The organism is Streptomyces sp. ADI96-02 (genome assembly GCF_003846185.1).
Lineage (GTDB): Bacteria > Actinomycetota > Actinomycetes > Streptomycetales > Streptomycetaceae > Streptomyces.
In genome coordinates this window covers 1,680,569-1,695,294 of record NZ_ML123034.1, presented here as the reverse complement: position 1 = coordinate 1,695,294, position 14,726 = coordinate 1,680,569, and the positions used below count along the sequence as shown (strand labels likewise).

Sequence of the window (14,726 nt, the reverse complement as noted above, 5' to 3'; positions counted from 1 at the left end):
CGTTACTTCGTGACCGCGGCGGCCAGCCGGGACAGCGGCTCGGCGAGCGCGTTGACCGCGTCGGAGAGCTTCTTGCGGTCCGCCTCGCCGACCTTGTCGTACGAGGTGAACACGTAGGAGCCCGGGTCGGCCCGGTACTGCTCCAGCAGCGCGTTCAGCGCCGCGAACCGCTGGTCCAGGGTCTGCGTGAGGGCCGCGTCGTTCTTGGCGGCGACGGGCTTCAGCAGCGCGTAGGACCGCTCCGCGCCCTCGACGTTCGCCTTGAAGTCGACCAGGTCGGTGTGGCTGTAGCGCTCCTCCTCGCCGGTGACCTTGCCGGTGGCCACCTCGTCCAGGAGCTCCTTCGCGCCGTTGGCCATCGAGGTGGGCGTGATGTCCGCCCGGCCCACCCGCTTCTGCCAGTCCGCCAGGTCGGCCTGGAGGCGCGGGGCGAGCGCCTTCTCCTGGGGGCCGAGCTTCCCGTCCTGCCACAGCGCCTTCTCCAGGCGGTGCCAGCCGGTCCACTCCTGCCCGTCCTCCAGGCCGTCCGCGCGGACATCCACCTTGGGGTCGATGTCGCCGAAGGACTCGGCGACCGGCTCGGTGCGCTCCCAGCCGATCCGCGACGCGGCGTACGCCTTCTTCGCGGCCTCGACGTTACCGGCGGCGACCGCGTCCGTGAACACCTTCGCCTTCGGCAGCGTGGCGTCGGCCTGGGCCTGGACGTAGGTGCGGTAGCCGGCCACCGCGCGGTCCATCTCGGGGCTGCGCTCGGCCGCCCTGCCGCCGGTGACCTCGACCTTCTGCCGGATGCCGGCGCCCTTCATGCCGGGCTTGCAGGCGATCTCGTACGAGCCGGCCTTGATCTCGGCGGTGATCGTCGCCCGGGTGCCGGGGCCGATGTTCTCGCGCTCGGTCACGATGCGGTCGTCCGGGAACAGGACGTACACCTCGGTGACCTTCGACCCCTTGTTCTCCACGGCGAGTTCGAGGTGGCCGGCGGGGACGGAGGTCCGGGAGACCTCGCAGGCGTCGTCCTTGGCGACGACCCGCACCGCGCCGTCGCCCTTCCCGTCGCTCTTCTGCGCGCAGCCCGTGACGGCGGTCAGCGCGGCGACCGTGGCGGCGGCGGTGACGACGGAGAGACGAAGAGGTCGCATGCGGGCTCCACGGAGGTGAGGAAAGACGGGGACATAGCCGGACACGGGCCGGTCGGGCGGGCTTAACTTAGCCGACCCTTACCTCGTCGATACCTCTCCGCGCAGTGATTCGGCTCTCATCTCCGGGCCCCGGAAGAGGTCCGGTCACGGGCGACCCACGGGCGACCCGCGGAAGAGTCACGTACGGGTCAAGCGGGGCGTTTCGGCACCACGAGCGGTGTCCCCGTGCGCGGGTGCGGGAACACCTCGACCGGCTGCCGGTAGACCTCGCCGAGCAGTTCGCCGCTGAAGACCGCCTCCGGAGGGCCCGCCACCGCGATCCGCCCGTCGTGCAGTACGGCGGCCCGGTCCGCGTACGCCGCGGCGAGCCCCAGATCGTGGAGCACGACCACGACGGCGTCCCCGGCGGCGGCCCGTTCGCGGCAGATCCGCAGGACCAGCTCCTGGTGGCGCAGGTCGAGCGCGGCCGTCGGCTCGTCGAGCAGCATCAGCGGAGCCCGCTGGGCCAGCACCCGGGCGAGCGCCACCCGGGCCCGTTCGCCGCCGGACAGCTCGGAGAACGGGCGGGCGGCGAACCGCGTCACCTCGGTGGCCGCCATCGCCGCCGCCACCGCCGCGTCGTCCTCGTCCTCCCGCTCCGTACCGGCCCACGGGGCCCGTCCCATCCGTACGACGTCCTCCACCGGGAACGGGAAGGACAGGGCGGCGGACTGCGGCAGCACCGAGCGGCGCAGAGCCAGTTCGGGCGCGGACCAGGCGGCGGCCGGACGGCCCGCGACGCGGACCTCGCCGCCGTCGGGCGCCAGATCGGCGGCGAGCGCCGCCAGCAGCGTCGACTTCCCCGCGCCGTTGGGCCCGACCAGGGCCACCACCTCGCCCGCGTGCGCCGCCAGGTCGATGGCGTCCAGCACCTGCCGCCGCCCCAGCCGGACCGAGAGCGCGACGGCCTCGACGACGGGGGAGCCGGGGGCCGCCGGAGCGGGCAGCTCCCGGGATCGGGGAGCGAACAGGTCTCGCAGTGTCCTCATGCCCAACCACCTTGCTTGCGACGGGTCCTGCGCAGCAGCCAGAAGAAGAACGGGCTGCCGAAGAGCGCGGTCAGCACGCCGAGCGGCAGCTCGGCCGGGGCGGCCACGGTCCGGGCCGCCAGGTCGCCCGCCACCAGGACCAGCGCGCCGCCGAGGGCGCTGCCCGGCACCAGGAAGCGGTGACCGGGGCCGTTCGCCATCCGCAGCAGATGCGGGACGAGCAGGCCGACGAAGGAGATGATGCCCGCGACCGCGACGGCGGCGGCCGTCAGCAGGGCCACGACCAGGACCAGGACGATCCGCAGCCGTTCCACGTCCACGCCCAGGTGCCGGGCGGGACGTTCGCCGAGCGCCAGCAGGTCCAGCTTGCGCGCGTAGAACGGGGCCACGAGCAGGCCCGCCAGCGCGCACGGCAGCACCGCCAGCACCTTGGGCCAGGTCGCCTGGGCGAGCGAGCCGAGCTGCCAGAAGGTGATCTGGGTGATCTGCGCGTTGTCCGCGAAGAAGATGAACAGGCCGATCAGCGCGCCCGCGAAGGCGTTGACGGCGATGCCGGTGAGGATCAGCGTCACCACTTCGGTCCGGCCCCCGGACCGTGACAGCGCGTAGACGAGCAGGACGGTCGCGAGACCGGCCACGAACGCGCAGACCGTGATGGTCCAGTTGCCGAGGAAGCTCAGCCCGAGCGCGATCGAGCCGACCGCGCCGACCGCCGCGCCCGCCGAGATCCCGATCACGCCGGGCTCCGCCAGCGGGTTGCCGAACACGCCCTGCATCAGAGCGCCCGCGCAGCCGAGCGAGGCCCCGACGAGCAGCGCGAGCGCGACCCGGGGGAGCCGGACGTTCCACAGGACGCTCTCGCCGACCCGGTCGAGCTCCTGGCCGCCGAGTCCGATCCGGTGCTGCACGGAGGCCAGCACATCGCCGATCGGGAGGGAGTACGCGCCGATCGCGGCGGACAGCAGGCATCCGGCGAGCAGGGCGAGGGCGAGAGCGGCGGTGAGCACGAAGGCGGTGCTCCGGCGGGACGCGCCGGCCGGCGCGGGCTTCCCCACGGACGGGGCCACGGACAGGGCCACGGGCGGGGCGGAGCCGGAGGACGGCCTCTCGGCGCGTTCCTCGTACGAGGTGGTCACCGGCCCTTTCCGCCCTTCGGGTAGAGCTGTTCGACGATCTCGCTGAGCACCCGGTCGGTGCGCGGGCCGTAGTTCAGCAGCACGCCGTCGTCGATCGAGACGACCCGGCGGTCCATTCCGGCCGGGGTCTCCGCGATGCCGGGGATCTTCACCAGCCCGTCCATGCCGTCCACCGAGGCGAGCCCCTTGCTCATCACGAGGATCGCGTCCGGCGCGGCCTCGGCCAGGGCCTCGCTGGTGATGGCGGTGAAGTCCTTGTCCAGCCCGGACGCCTTGCCCGCGTCGACGGCGCCGGCCGCCTCCAGCAGCGAACTCGCCCCCGACTCCGCGCCGCCCAGCAGGTAGACCGAGGCCGAACCGCGCAGATACAGGAACGCCACCCGGGGCTTCTCGCCGTCCGCGCGGTCCGGGATGGTCTTCTGCACGGCGGCGATCCGCGCCTCGGTGCGCTTCTTCAGCTCGGCTCCGGCGGACGGCACGCCCAGCGCCTCGGCGACGGTGTCGATCCGGCGTCCGACGTCGGCGAGTTCCGTGGCGGGCTCGACGACGACGAGCGGGATGCCGGCGTCGCGGATCTGGTCGACGGCCTCGCCGGGGCCGGTCGTGGTGTCCGCGAGGACGACGGTGGGCTTCAGCGAGAGAACGCTCTCGGCCGAGACGTCGTGCGCCCGCGTCACCACCGGGAGCTCCTCGGCCTGTTCGAAGGTGGCGGTGATGTCGCGCGCCACGACCTGATCGCCGAAGCCCAGGGTGAAGACGATCTCGTTCAGGGAACCGGTCAGCGGCACGATCCGGTCCGTCGAGTCGATCGTGACCTTCGTGCCGTCGGCCGAGTCGACCGTCACCGGCAGCTTCGGCGCGGGGGCGGCGGCCAGCGGCTCCACCCGGTCGGCATCCGCCGAGGCCGTGCTCCCGGCCGCCTTCGGGGCGGCGTCGCCGCCGCCTCCGCAGCCGGTCAGGACCAGGGCCAGGGCCGTCGCGGCGGCGAGTGCCGCGCCCGTCCCGCGGCGGGTCGACCGGGCGCGGCGGGCCCGCCGGCCGGTGTCCGGGCCCGTCGGGGCGAAGTCCTGCGAGATGCGCACTGGGCACCGTCCTGTCGTTCTGCGGCGTGCGGTTGGCGGTCGGCCGGAGGGGCGAGCGACGGAGGGGTTCCGGCGCGGGCTGGAGATAGCTTAGGTTAGCCTTACCTGCCTAACCACCCCCTGGAGGGTCCCTCATGCTGTCGTCCAGATCTGCCCGCGCGCTCGCCGTAGCGCTTCTCGCGGTGCTGGTGGGAGCCCTGCTCCCGGCCGCCACCGCGCACGCGGCGAGCCGCACGGTGCAGGGCGGCCGACTGGACTGGGGCATCAAGTCCTCCTTCCAGAGCTACGTCACCGGGCCCATCGCGAACGGCAGTTGGAGCCTGACCGGCGGCGCGGCCACGGTCGGCGGCAGCCAGTTCCGCTTCCACTCCGCGACCGGTTCCTACGACCCGGCCACCGGGGCCTTCGCCTCCGGCTTCTCGGGCGGGGTCCACTTCACCGGCCACCGCAAGGCCGACGGCTCCAACGAACTCGACCTCACCATCAGCCGTCCCACCGTCCGCATCGAGGGCGGCAGCGGCACCGTCTACGCCGACATGCTCAGCAAGGAGCGCCGCACCGGCAAGGTCGCCCGCTCCTCCCAGGTACCGCTCGCCACACTCGGCCTCTCCGGGATCGACATGAAGGGCGGCTCCACGCCCGTCGCCCTCACCGACGTGCCCACCACGCTGACCGCCCAGGGCGCCGCCGCCTTCGCCGGCTACTACACCGCCGGCACCCCGCTGGACCCGATCAGCCTCTCCGTGGACACCCGGGGCCCGGCCGCCGATCCGAAGCCGTCCGCCCCGGCGGAGAAGAAGGACGGCGAGGACGCCGGGAAGGAGAAGTCCGGGAAGAAGGCGGGGAAGGAGAAGGCGGGCCGCTTCGAGGACGCCGCCGTCGACTGGGGGGTGCGCCGCACCTTCCGCGAGTACGTCACCGGCTCCATCGGCCGAGGGAAGTGGGCCCTCGCCGACGGCGCGCAGGACGGCGGAGCGCTCTTCCGCTTCCCGGAGGGCAGCGGCACGTACGACGCGAAGAAGCAGACCCTGGACGCCGGCTTCGACGGCAGCGTCCGCTTCACCGGAGCCCACGGCCTCGACCTGACCCTCGCCGGCGTCTCCGTGGAGATCGCAGACGGCGAGGGCACCCTCTCGGCGGACGTCACCAGCGAGGGCGACACCCGCGCGGACGTCCCCCTGGTCACCTTCGCCGCCGAGGACTTCGCGCCGAAGGACGGCCTCGCCCGCCTCACCGAGGCCCCCGCCACCCTCACCGCCGACGGCGCGAAGGCGTTCGGCTCCCTGTACAGGGCGGGCACCGCCATGGACCCGGTCTCCCTGGCCGTGGCCGTCGACCCGAGGACCCCGCTGCCCGCGCTCCCCGACCTCGGCAGCGAGCCGACGGCCGCCGCCGAACCGGCGAAGCAGGCCGCCGAGCCTTCCGCCGCACCGGCCGCCGCCTCCTCGGCCTCCGGTCCCGGCGCCGGCACGTACCTCGCCGTCGGCGGCGGCGTGCTGCTGCTCGCCGCCGCCGGAGCGTTCCTCGCCCGCCGCCGCGCGCGGCCGGCCGCCGCACCCGCCGACTCCACTCCGACCGACTGAAGCCCCGCATGCGCGCCTTATGGACCGTCACTCCCTGCCCTCTCGCCTCTCTTCCACCCCCGTTTCCCCTAGGAGACCCGCCACCATGGCTGCTGCCCGCCCTCTGGCCCTCGCCGCCGCCGTCGCCACGGCCGCCGCTCTGGGCGCGACCTTCGCCCTCCCCGCCCTCGCCGCCGACAGCGGCGCGGCCGAGGACACCGCCGCCTCCACCACCGCCGCGCCGAAGGTGGACCTGACGGACGGCACGCTCGACTGGGGCTTCAAGGAGTCCTTCCGCAAGTACCTCGCCTCGCCGTTCGCCCACGGGAAGATCACCGTCTCCGGCGGCGCGCGGCAGGCTGCGGACAACGGCGCGTTCACCTTCGTCAACGGCAAGGGCGTCTACGATACGGACACCCACGGCACCGACACCGCCTTCGAGGGCGCGGTCAACTTCTCCGCCCACCAAGGCGTCCTGGACATCACGCTGTCCGACCTGAAGGTCTCCACCACCGGCAAGGGCGGAGCGATCACCGCCGACGTGAAGACGCCTCAGGGCGCCAAGGACGACGTGGCCGTCGCCGCGCTGGACCTCTCCGCCGTGCGGCCGGGCCAGGGAGCCGGCGGCGCGATGGTCTTCAAGGACATCCCGGCCACGCTGACGAAGGCGGGCTCGGAGGCGTTCAACGGCCAGTACAAGGAGGGGGACGCGCTCGACCCGGCCACCCTCTCGGTGAAGCAGGCCGCCGCCCCGCCGACCGGCGGGCCCACCGACGAGCCGACCGACCGGCCCACGGAGAAGCCCGCCGACGAGCCGACGAAGGAGCCGACGAAGCCGACCGGGGAGCCGACCGAGGAACCGGGCACGGACCCGACGGACGACCCCGCCCCCGACCCGTCCGCCTCCCAGGACGCCCCTCCCGTCAGCGGCCCGGTCGTCGACGGCACCCTGAACTGGGGCGTCAAGGAGTCCTTCCGTTCGTACGTCACCGGTCCGATCGCCCGCGGCAAGGTCGAGACGAGCGGCGGCGCGACCGCCTCCGGCGACGGCTACCGCTTCGGCGACGCCACCGGCAGCGTCGACGCGGACAAGAACACGCTCAACGCCGCCTTCCGGGGCACCGTACGCTTCCTGGGCCACGAGGCCGACGGCGCGTACGCCCTCGACCTCTCCCTCGGCAACCTGAAGATCGACGCGCAGGGCGTCCGGGGCAAGCTCCTCGCCGACGTCTCGACCAAGGACCGCGGCAGCGGCAAGGTCAGCAAGCTCACCGAGCTGCACTTCGCCGACCTGGAGCTGCCCGTCGGAGCCCTCAAGGCCAAGGACGGCGTCGTGAGCCTCGCGGGCGTCCCCGCGACCCTCACCGAGGACGGCTCCGAGGCGTTCAGCGGCATGTACGAGAAGGGCGAGCGGCTCGACGCCCTGACCGCCGCCGTCTCCCTCGACGAGGACGCCCAGTTGCCGGGCGGTTCGGCCGGCGGCTCCGGCTCCACCGGAAGCTCCGGCTCCACGGGCGGCTCCGGCTCCACGACCGGCGGCTCCACCGCCGCCGGCGGCACGGGGGGCACGGTCGGCGGCTCCACCGGCTCCACGGTCGGCGGTTCGGCGGGCGGTTCGGTCGGCAGCTCCGGCGCACTCGCCTCCACCGGCTCCGACGTCCCGACCGGCGCGCTGATCGCCGCCTCCGGCCTCGTCGTGGCGGCCGGCGCGGGCACGCTCGCCGCCACCCGCCGTCGCCGCGCCACCGCCTGACCCGGCCCCGCCCGGCGCGGGGCAGTGCTTGAATGCGCACGTGAGCGACTACGACGTACCCCGAGGCATCGACGTCCTGCGGGTGTTCTGCGGACCGGACGGCCGACACGGCAACGAGCTCGGCGTCGTACGCGACGGGCGCGGCCACCCGGATCAGGCGTCCCGGCAGCGGCTGACCCGGCGACTCGGCTTCAGCGAGACCGTGTTCGTCGACGACCCGGAGCGCGGCCGGGTGGACATCCACGCGCCGGGCCTGCGGCTGCCGTTCGCCGGGCACCCGCTGGTGGGCGCGGCCTGGCTGCTGGACCTGGAGATCCTGGAACTCTCCGTCGGCGACGTGTTCGCCCGCCAGGACGGGGAGTTCACCTGGATCACCGCCCGCCCCGAATGGGCTCCGCGGCGCACGCTCCGGCAGTACGCCACGGCCGCCGAGGTGGAGGCGCTGCCCGCGCCGCCGCCGGGCGAGGGGTGGCTCTACGCCTGGGCCTGGGAGGACGAGGCCGCGGGCCGGGTGCGCGCGCGGGCCTTCCCCCGGCGCCGTCAGGGCGTCGTGGAGGACGAGGCGACGGGCGCGGCGGCCCTCCTGCTCAGCGCCCGCCTCGGCCGGGCCCTGAACATCAGACAAGGACGCGGCTCCCAGATCCTCACGGCGCCCGCGCCGGACGGCACGGTGGAGGTCGGGGGCCGCGTCCTGATGGCCGCGCGTGGCTGAACCGCGCCCGCTGCCGGCGCCGAACCGCGCCCGCGCTACGCGCTGAGCGGGAACACCTCGCCCAGTTCGCGGAAGACGGCGGTGTTCAGCGCGAAGGCGCGCTTGCACTCCTCCACGATGCGCTGCTTCTCCAGGTCGTCCGCGTTCACCGCGTCCAGCAGCTCGCGGTAACCCCGCTTGAACGCCGCCGGGTTGGCGATCTCCTCGAAGACGTAGAACCGGACGCCGTCGCCCTTGCGTTCGAAGCCCCAGGTCTTCTCCGCCTTGTCGCGGATGATCTGGCCGCCCGAGAGGTCGCCGAGGTAGCGGGTGTAGTGGTGCGCGACGTAACCGGCGGGCCAGGTGCGGGCGCACTCGGCGACCCGGGCGGCGTACGCGGCGGTGGCGGGCAGCGGCTCCAGGCCCTCGCGCCAGCCGGGCCCGCGCAGGTGCAGAAGGTCCCGCTCCAGCTCGGCGGAGCGCATCAGCTCGGGCTGGATGAAGGGGCCCGCCACCGGGTCGTCGCGCAGGGTCTGCGCGCCCTCCTCCAGCGCCCGGTAGACGAACCACAGCTGCTCGGTGTAGCGCGTGTAGGCGTCCACGCCCAGCCGGCCGCCGAGCAGGTCGCTCATGAACGTCGATGTCTCCGCTTCGGTGTGCTGCTCGTGCGACGCGATGCGGATGAGCGTCGAGAAGGGAGTGACGGTGGCGGTTGCGTCCAAGGCGGGCCTCCGGGGACCGAGGGGGACGGGAAGTCCAGAAAGAGACGGAGATACCGGCCTGCGCCCGCCGTGGTGCGGCGGCAGCGCGTGCCGGTACGCCGATCCTCCTACTTAGGCTTACCTAAGTCAACTGGTTCCCGACTGTCTGTCGGTAAAAACGTACCCCCGCGACGGCCGGAGCGGGAGGTCAGGGAAGAGTGAGGATGTCCGCCCCGGTCTCCGTCACCACCAGGGTGTGTTCGAACTGCGCGGTCCGCCGCCGGTCCTTCGTCACCACCGTCCAGCCGTCCTCCCACATGTCGTACTCGTGCGTGCCCAGCGTCAGCATCGGCTCGATCGTGAACGTCATGCCCGGCCGCATCACCGTGGTCGCGTGCGGGCTGTCGTAGTGCGGGATGATCAGCCCGGAGTGGAACGAGGAGTTGATCCCGTGCCCGGTGAAGTCGCGCACGACCCCGTACCCGAACCGCTTCGCGTACGACTCGATGACCCGGCCGATCACGTTGATCTGCCGTCCGGGCCGCACGGCCTTGACGGCCCGGTTCAGCGACTCGCGGGTGCGCTCGACGAGCAGCCGCGACTCCTCGTCCACGTCGCCGCAGAGGTAGGTGGCGTTGTTGTCGCCGTGCACCCCGTTGATGTACGCGGTCACGTCCAGGTTCACGATGTCGCCGTCGCGCAGCACCGTGGAGTCGGGGATGCCGTGGCAGACGACCTCGTTGACCGAGGTGCACAGCGACTTCGGGAAGCCGCGGTAGCCGAGCGTGGACGGGTACGCGCCGTGGTCGACCATGAAGTCGTGGGCGACCCGGTCGAGTTCGTCCGTGGTGACGCCCGGCGCGATGTGCTTGGCGGCCTCCTCCATCGCCTGCGCGGCGATGCGGCCCGCGACGCGCATCCGCTCCACGGTGTCGGAGTCCTGGACCTCCGGGCCGGTGTACGGCGTCGGAGCCGGCTTCCCCACGTACTCGGGACGCCGGATGTTTCCGGGTACGGAACGGACGGGAGTGATCTCCCCTGGTACGAGAAGCGACTGGCCAGACATGCCGGCGAGTCTAACCAGCGACCTCGGGGCACCATGGCAGAGAGGAAAGGAGCCGTCGATGGCCCTGTTCAAGAAGCGCACGGTCGGAAAGCCGGGCGAGTGGTACTACTGCCTGGAGCACAAGACGGTCGAGGAGGGCCCCGACTGCCCGGCGAAGAACCGGTTCGGCCCCTACGCCTCACGTGAGGCGGCGCAACACGCGATGGACACCGCGCGCGAGCGGAACGCGGAGTGGGACACCGACCCCAAGTGGCACGACCGCGACAAGGACGCCCCGCCGGCCGACTGAGGCGCGGCCCCCGACCTGATGCGGGGAGCCCCGCGGCGGTCACCCGCCGGATGAGGCGGGGCGGACGCGGGGCGCGGGCCCCGGGTGAGCCGGACCACCGGACCCCGGGGCCCGCGCCCACCACCCGCCCGTGTCACGCCCCGACCCGCGCCTCCCGCCGCCGTACCGCGTCCTCGTCCGTCTCCGAGTCGTACCGCAGCAGCTTCGGCAGGGCCGCCGTCAGCAGCGCGACGGACGCGACGCACGCCACCCCGCCCGTCCAGATCGCCGACCGGGTGCCCGTCCAGCCCGCCATCGCCCCGGCCCGCACCTGGCCGAGCTGCGGGCCGATGCTGTACGAGAGCACCTCGATGCCCGCCAGCCGGCCGCGCAGCTCCTCCGGAATGGTCTGGTTCCAGATGGTGGCGCGGCCCAGACCGCTCAGCATGTCGCCCGCCCCCGCCACGCCCAGGCACAGCAGCACCACCCACACGTCGGAGAACCAGCCCGCCGCGGCGATGGCCAGCCCCCACACCGCCGCGCCGAACACCACGAACAGCCCGTGCCGCCGCACCCGCGCGGTCCAGCCGCTGGTCAGGCCGAGCACCAGCGACCCGACCGAGCCCGCCGCGTACATGAGGCCGAGCGACCACTCGGCGTCCAGTTCGTCCGCCAGGAACGGGAAGATCGTGTTCGGGAAGGCGAAGAACATCGCCGCCAGGTCGATCGCGTACGTCCCCAGCAGCACCGGCCGGCTCCACGCGTACCGCGCGCCCTCCGCGATCCCGCGCAGCGACGGCTTCCGCGCGTCGTGCGCGGGCGGCGCGGGGGCCAGCCTCAGGCAGAGCACCACCGAGACGGCGAAGGTGCAGACCGTCACCCCGTACGCCGTCCCGTGTCCCGCGTACGCCACGACCAGGCCGGCCAGCGCCGGACCCGCGATGGCCCCGATCTGCCAGCGCAGCGAGTTCAGCGCGGCGGCCGCCGTCTGCTGCGCGTGCGGCACGATCCGCGCCATCAGGGAGTCCAGCGCGGGCCGCTGGAGCCCGGCGAGCGCCGAGACCCCGCCGGCCACCACGTACAGCGGCCACAGCAGCGGCTCCGGCAGCAGGGCGTTCACCAGCAGCACGGCGGCGAGCACACCGAGCCCGGCCTCCGTGAGCAGGATGACCCGGCGCCGGTCCACCGAGTCCGCCAGCGCGCCGCCGTAGAGCCCGAAGACGACCAGCGGCACCAGCTCCACCGCGCCCATCGCCCCGACCGCCAGCGGCGAACCCGTGAGGTCCTTGATCTGGAGCGGCAGCGCGATGAGCGCCATGAAGCTGCCGAAGTACGTGATCAGCCCCTGCACCCACAGCAGCCGGAAGTCCGCCGAGGAACGCCAGGGCGAGAGATCCGGCAGCAGGGCGCGCAGGCGGGACGACGGAGGCGGGGCGATGGGCGCGGAGGTCACGAGGAGCCATATTCCGTTTCGTCCGCCGCCCCCGGCAAGTCGTTTACCCGTTGACGACCGCGCGCCGCGCCGCGGACAGCCCTCACCACCCGGCGGGCGGCGGCTCCGTCAGCTGGTCGGCGAGCCGGGACAGCCGGTCGCGGAAGGTGCGCCCGCCGCGCGCCGCGGGCCTGCCGTTCTCCCCGGCCGCCGCGCTCACCAGGTGCTGGACGACGTCCAGGTCCACGTCCTCCCCGCTCACGGCGAGCACTTCGTGGGCCAGGCTCCCGACGTCCGGGTCGCCTCCGTCCAGGGCCAGCACCCGGGCCCCGGCCCGCCGGGCGTCGTGCACCCGCTCCAACAGCCCGCCGTCCGGCCGCTCCGGCGCGACCAGCAGCAGCGTCTCGCCACGCCCCGCCGCCGCGATCCGGCCGAGCCCGACCGCCAGATGCGCCGGGTCGCCGGGCTCGACCCGGTGCCGCACCAGGGTCGGCGTCAGCTCCGGCAGGCCCGACCAGGCCGACTCGTCGGACAGATGGGCCGCCAGGTGCCACGGCTCGTACGCCCGCGTCCCCACCAGGAGCAGCCCGCCGCCCCGCGGTACGACGGACGAGCGCAGGGCGAGCGCGAACCCCCGGGCGGCGGCCGGCCACCGGGTCCCGGCCAGCACGTCGCGGAGCAGGGCGACACGTACGGCATCCATGGCCCGGCATCCTGCCCGGCCGCAGGCCCCCGCCGGGCCCGCCGCCCGCCTCCTCACCCGAACGGAGGACCGCGGCGGACGACGCCTCCCGGCGGGCGGCGCGGCGGTACGGCGGTTCTCCCGCCTGCTCTCCCGCGCCCTACCTGGCAGTAGGGTCGGCCCCATGACTACACAGGACAGCGGCGGCGCGCCCAAGCCCCCCGCCAAGGACCCGTGGGACCTGCCCGACGTCTCCGGCCTCCGCGTCGGAGTGCTCGGCGGAACCGGCCCGCAGGGCCGCGGCCTCGCCTACCGCCTCGCCCGCGCCGGACAGCGCGTCACCCTCGGCTCCCGCGACGCCGGACGCGCCGAACAGGCGGCGGCCGAGCTGGGATTCGGCGTCGAGGGCGCGGACAACGCGGAGTGCGCCCGGCGCAGCGACGTCGTCATCGTCGCGGTGCCGTGGGACGGCCACGCGGCCACCCTGGAATCGCTGCGCGAGGAACTGGCGGGCAAGCTCGTCATCGACTGCGTCAACCCGCTCGGCTTCGACAAGAAGGGCGCCTACGCCCTCAAGCCGGAGGAGGGCAGCGCGGCCGAGCAGGCGGCGGCCCTGCTGCCCGACTCGCGCGTCACCGCGGCCTTCCACCACCTCTCGGCGGTGCTGCTCCAGGACGAGGGCATCGAGGAGATCGACACCGACGTCCTGGTCCTGGGCGAGGCGCGGGCCGACACGGACACCGTCCAGGCGCTCGCGGGCCGCATCCCCGGCATGCGCGGCGTCTTCGCGGGCCGGCTGCGCAACGCCCACCAGGTCGAGTCGCTGGTGGCCAACCTGATCTCCGTCAACCGCCGCTACAAGGCGCACGCCGGACTGCGGGCCACCGACCTCTGACCGCCCGAGCCGACGGAAGGGACCCGCGTCCGGCGGACCGCCTCCGCCACCGGCCGGAGACCTGTCCGGCCGGAGACCTGTCCCGGCCGCAGGCCCCTCCGGCCGGGACCGGAGGCGGGGCACAACGGGGCATGGGGGACACTGGACGGGACCACGACCACTCCCGACAGGAGCCGCCCTCCATGCCCCGCCTCGCTCTCTACGCCCTCATCGTCTGCGTCCTGGCCGTCGTGGCGGCCGTGGTCTCCTTCGCGCAGGGCAGCCTGCTCGGGATCCTCTGGGTGCTCATCGCGGGACTCTCCTCGAACATGGCCTGGTTCGCCGTGCGCAAGGAGCGGATGACGGCGTCCGACGCGGGCTGAGCCGCCGCCCGGTGCGGAACCGGGTACGCCGTCCGCCGTCACCGCACCGCGCAGAACGGGTTCTGCTCGTCGAAGAGGCCCTGCCAGAAGCGGTAGAGGTCCAGTCCGCAGGAGCGCTGGACCTCGCTCACTCCCAGGCTCCGCAGCAGCGCGTCGATCGCGTCGAAGAAGACGATGTTCGCCTCCGGGATCCACAGGATGGCGAACACCGCGATCAGCCCGAACGGCGCGATCGGCTCGACCCGGCGGCGGACGCCGTACGAGAGCCAGGGCTCGATCACCCCGTAGCCGTCCAGCCCCGGAATCGGCAGGAAGTTCAGGATCGCCGCCGTCACCTGGAGCATCGCCAGGAACGCCAGCGCGTACTGGAAGGCGAGCGGTACGCCGTCGAGCGCGTCCAGCCAGAACGGGGCGGTGCACACCACGGCGAAGGCGACGTTCGTCAGGGGGCCCGCCGCCGAGATCAGACTGTGCTTCCACCGGCCGCGGATCCGGCCCCGCTCGATGTAGACCGCCCCGCCGGGCAGCCCGATCCCGCCCATGATCACGAAGAGCACCGGCAGCACGATGCTGAGCAGCGCGTGTGTGTACTTCAGCGGGTTCAGCGTGAGATAGCCCTTGGACCCGACCGAGAGGTCCCCGCTGTGCAGCGCGGTCCGGGCGTGCGCGTACTCGTGCAGGCAGAGCGAGACGATCCAGGCCCCCGTCACGAACAGGAAGACCGCGAACCCGGCCTGGTCGGCGAAGTCCGTCCACACCGCCCAGCCCGAGACCGCGGTGACGGCGGCGATGCCGAGGAACACCGGGCTGATTCTCCGGTCGCTCCGGGTGGCTGCGGTGGTCATCGGTGCGGCTCCTGGTCTCTGCGGCGGACGACGGCTGGAGGGGCTGGAGGGGGCGGGGCGGGGAGGGGCGAGGGGGTACGGAGA

At 73.7% G+C, this 14,726-nt stretch carries 15 protein-coding genes; 6 read left to right on the top strand and 9 right to left on the bottom strand.

Features of this window, described 5'->3' with window-relative positions:
* Window positions 1-2: 2 nt before the first annotated feature.
* From efeO to EES43_RS07410, 4 genes are all read right to left on the bottom strand, one after another.
* Window positions 3-1,139, bottom strand: coding sequence for an iron uptake system protein EfeO (gene efeO / locus EES43_RS07425; protein WP_124267982.1), 1,137 nt, complete (start codon window positions 1,137-1,139; stop codon window positions 3-5).
* A 188-nt stretch (window positions 1,140-1,327) separates the two neighbouring features.
* Window positions 1,328-2,167 carry a heme ABC transporter ATP-binding protein gene (locus EES43_RS07420; RefSeq protein WP_124267981.1) on the bottom strand — a complete coding sequence of 280 codons (840 nt, stop codon included), beginning with the start codon at window positions 2,165-2,167 and terminating at the stop codon, window positions 1,328-1,330.
* A complete protein-coding gene (locus tag EES43_RS07415) occupies window positions 2,164-3,234 on the bottom strand; it encodes a FecCD family ABC transporter permease (RefSeq protein WP_241192622.1) in 1,071 nt (356 codons plus the stop codon). Before EES43_RS07415 ends, EES43_RS07420 begins: the two co-directional genes overlap by 4 nt.
* A gap of 65 nt (window positions 3,235-3,299) precedes the next feature.
* On the bottom strand, window positions 3,300-4,385 hold the full coding sequence (locus EES43_RS07410) for a heme/hemin ABC transporter substrate-binding protein (RefSeq protein WP_124267979.1): 1,086 nt from the start codon (window positions 4,383-4,385) through the stop codon (window positions 3,300-3,302).
* Between the two features lie 134 nt (window positions 4,386-4,519).
* On the opposite strand from EES43_RS07410, the gene EES43_RS07405 reads away from it, so the two are divergent.
* From EES43_RS07405 to EES43_RS07395, 3 genes are all read left to right on the top strand, one after another.
* The gene (locus tag EES43_RS07405) at window positions 4,520-5,968 is read left to right on the top strand and encodes an HtaA domain-containing protein (protein WP_124267978.1); all 1,449 of its coding nucleotides are present in this window, start codon (window positions 4,520-4,522) and stop codon (window positions 5,966-5,968) included.
* 85 nt (window positions 5,969-6,053) lie between these two features.
* Entirely contained in the window at window positions 6,054-7,700 is a 1,647-nt protein-coding gene (locus EES43_RS07400; protein WP_124267977.1) for an HtaA domain-containing protein, read from the top strand.
* Between the two features lie 40 nt (window positions 7,701-7,740).
* Complete coding sequence (locus EES43_RS07395) at window positions 7,741-8,412, top strand: PhzF family phenazine biosynthesis protein (protein WP_124267976.1); 672 nt, start codon at window positions 7,741-7,743, stop codon at window positions 8,410-8,412.
* A gap of 35 nt (window positions 8,413-8,447) precedes the next feature.
* Here the strand turns inward: EES43_RS07395 and EES43_RS07390 are convergent, their stop codons facing one another.
* Window positions 8,448-9,113 carry a biliverdin-producing heme oxygenase gene (locus EES43_RS07390; RefSeq protein WP_124267975.1) on the bottom strand — a complete coding sequence of 222 codons (666 nt, stop codon included), beginning with the start codon at window positions 9,111-9,113 and terminating at the stop codon, window positions 8,448-8,450.
* Window positions 9,114-9,300: 187 nt separating this feature from the next.
* A complete protein-coding gene (gene map / locus EES43_RS07385) occupies window positions 9,301-10,158 on the bottom strand; it encodes a type I methionyl aminopeptidase (protein WP_124267974.1) in 858 nt (285 codons plus the stop codon).
* A 58-nt stretch (window positions 10,159-10,216) separates the two neighbouring features.
* On the opposite strand from map, the gene EES43_RS07380 reads away from it, so the two are divergent.
* Window positions 10,217-10,447, top strand: coding sequence for a hypothetical protein (locus tag EES43_RS07380; protein WP_124267973.1), 231 nt, complete (start codon window positions 10,217-10,219; stop codon window positions 10,445-10,447).
* A 133-nt stretch (window positions 10,448-10,580) separates the two neighbouring features.
* Here the strand turns inward: EES43_RS07380 and EES43_RS07375 are convergent, their stop codons facing one another.
* Both EES43_RS07375 and EES43_RS07370 read right to left on the bottom strand, forming a co-directional pair.
* Window positions 10,581-11,840 carry an MFS transporter gene (locus EES43_RS07375; protein ID WP_124271833.1) on the bottom strand — a complete coding sequence of 420 codons (1,260 nt, stop codon included), beginning with the start codon at window positions 11,838-11,840 and terminating at the stop codon, window positions 10,581-10,583.
* Between the two features lie 121 nt (window positions 11,841-11,961).
* Complete coding sequence (locus tag EES43_RS07370; RefSeq protein ID WP_124267972.1) at window positions 11,962-12,561, bottom strand: hypothetical protein; 600 nt, start codon at window positions 12,559-12,561, stop codon at window positions 11,962-11,964.
* 163 nt (window positions 12,562-12,724) lie between these two features.
* Here EES43_RS07370 and npdG point away from each other — a divergent pair, with 163 nt between their 5' ends.
* Both npdG and EES43_RS07360 read left to right on the top strand, forming a co-directional pair.
* Window positions 12,725-13,435 (top strand): NADPH-dependent F420 reductase, encoded by a 711-nt coding sequence (gene npdG, locus EES43_RS07365; RefSeq protein ID WP_124267971.1) that lies wholly within the window; start codon window positions 12,725-12,727, stop codon window positions 13,433-13,435.
* Between the two features lie 182 nt (window positions 13,436-13,617).
* Window positions 13,618-13,797, top strand: coding sequence for a hypothetical protein (locus tag EES43_RS07360; RefSeq protein ID WP_124267970.1), 180 nt, complete (start codon window positions 13,618-13,620; stop codon window positions 13,795-13,797).
* 38 nt (window positions 13,798-13,835) lie between these two features.
* On the opposite strand, the gene EES43_RS07355 is transcribed toward EES43_RS07360, so the two are convergent.
* Entirely contained in the window at window positions 13,836-14,642 is an 807-nt protein-coding gene (locus EES43_RS07355; RefSeq protein WP_124267969.1) for a site-2 protease family protein, read from the bottom strand.
* Window positions 14,643-14,726 lie beyond the last annotated feature (84 nt).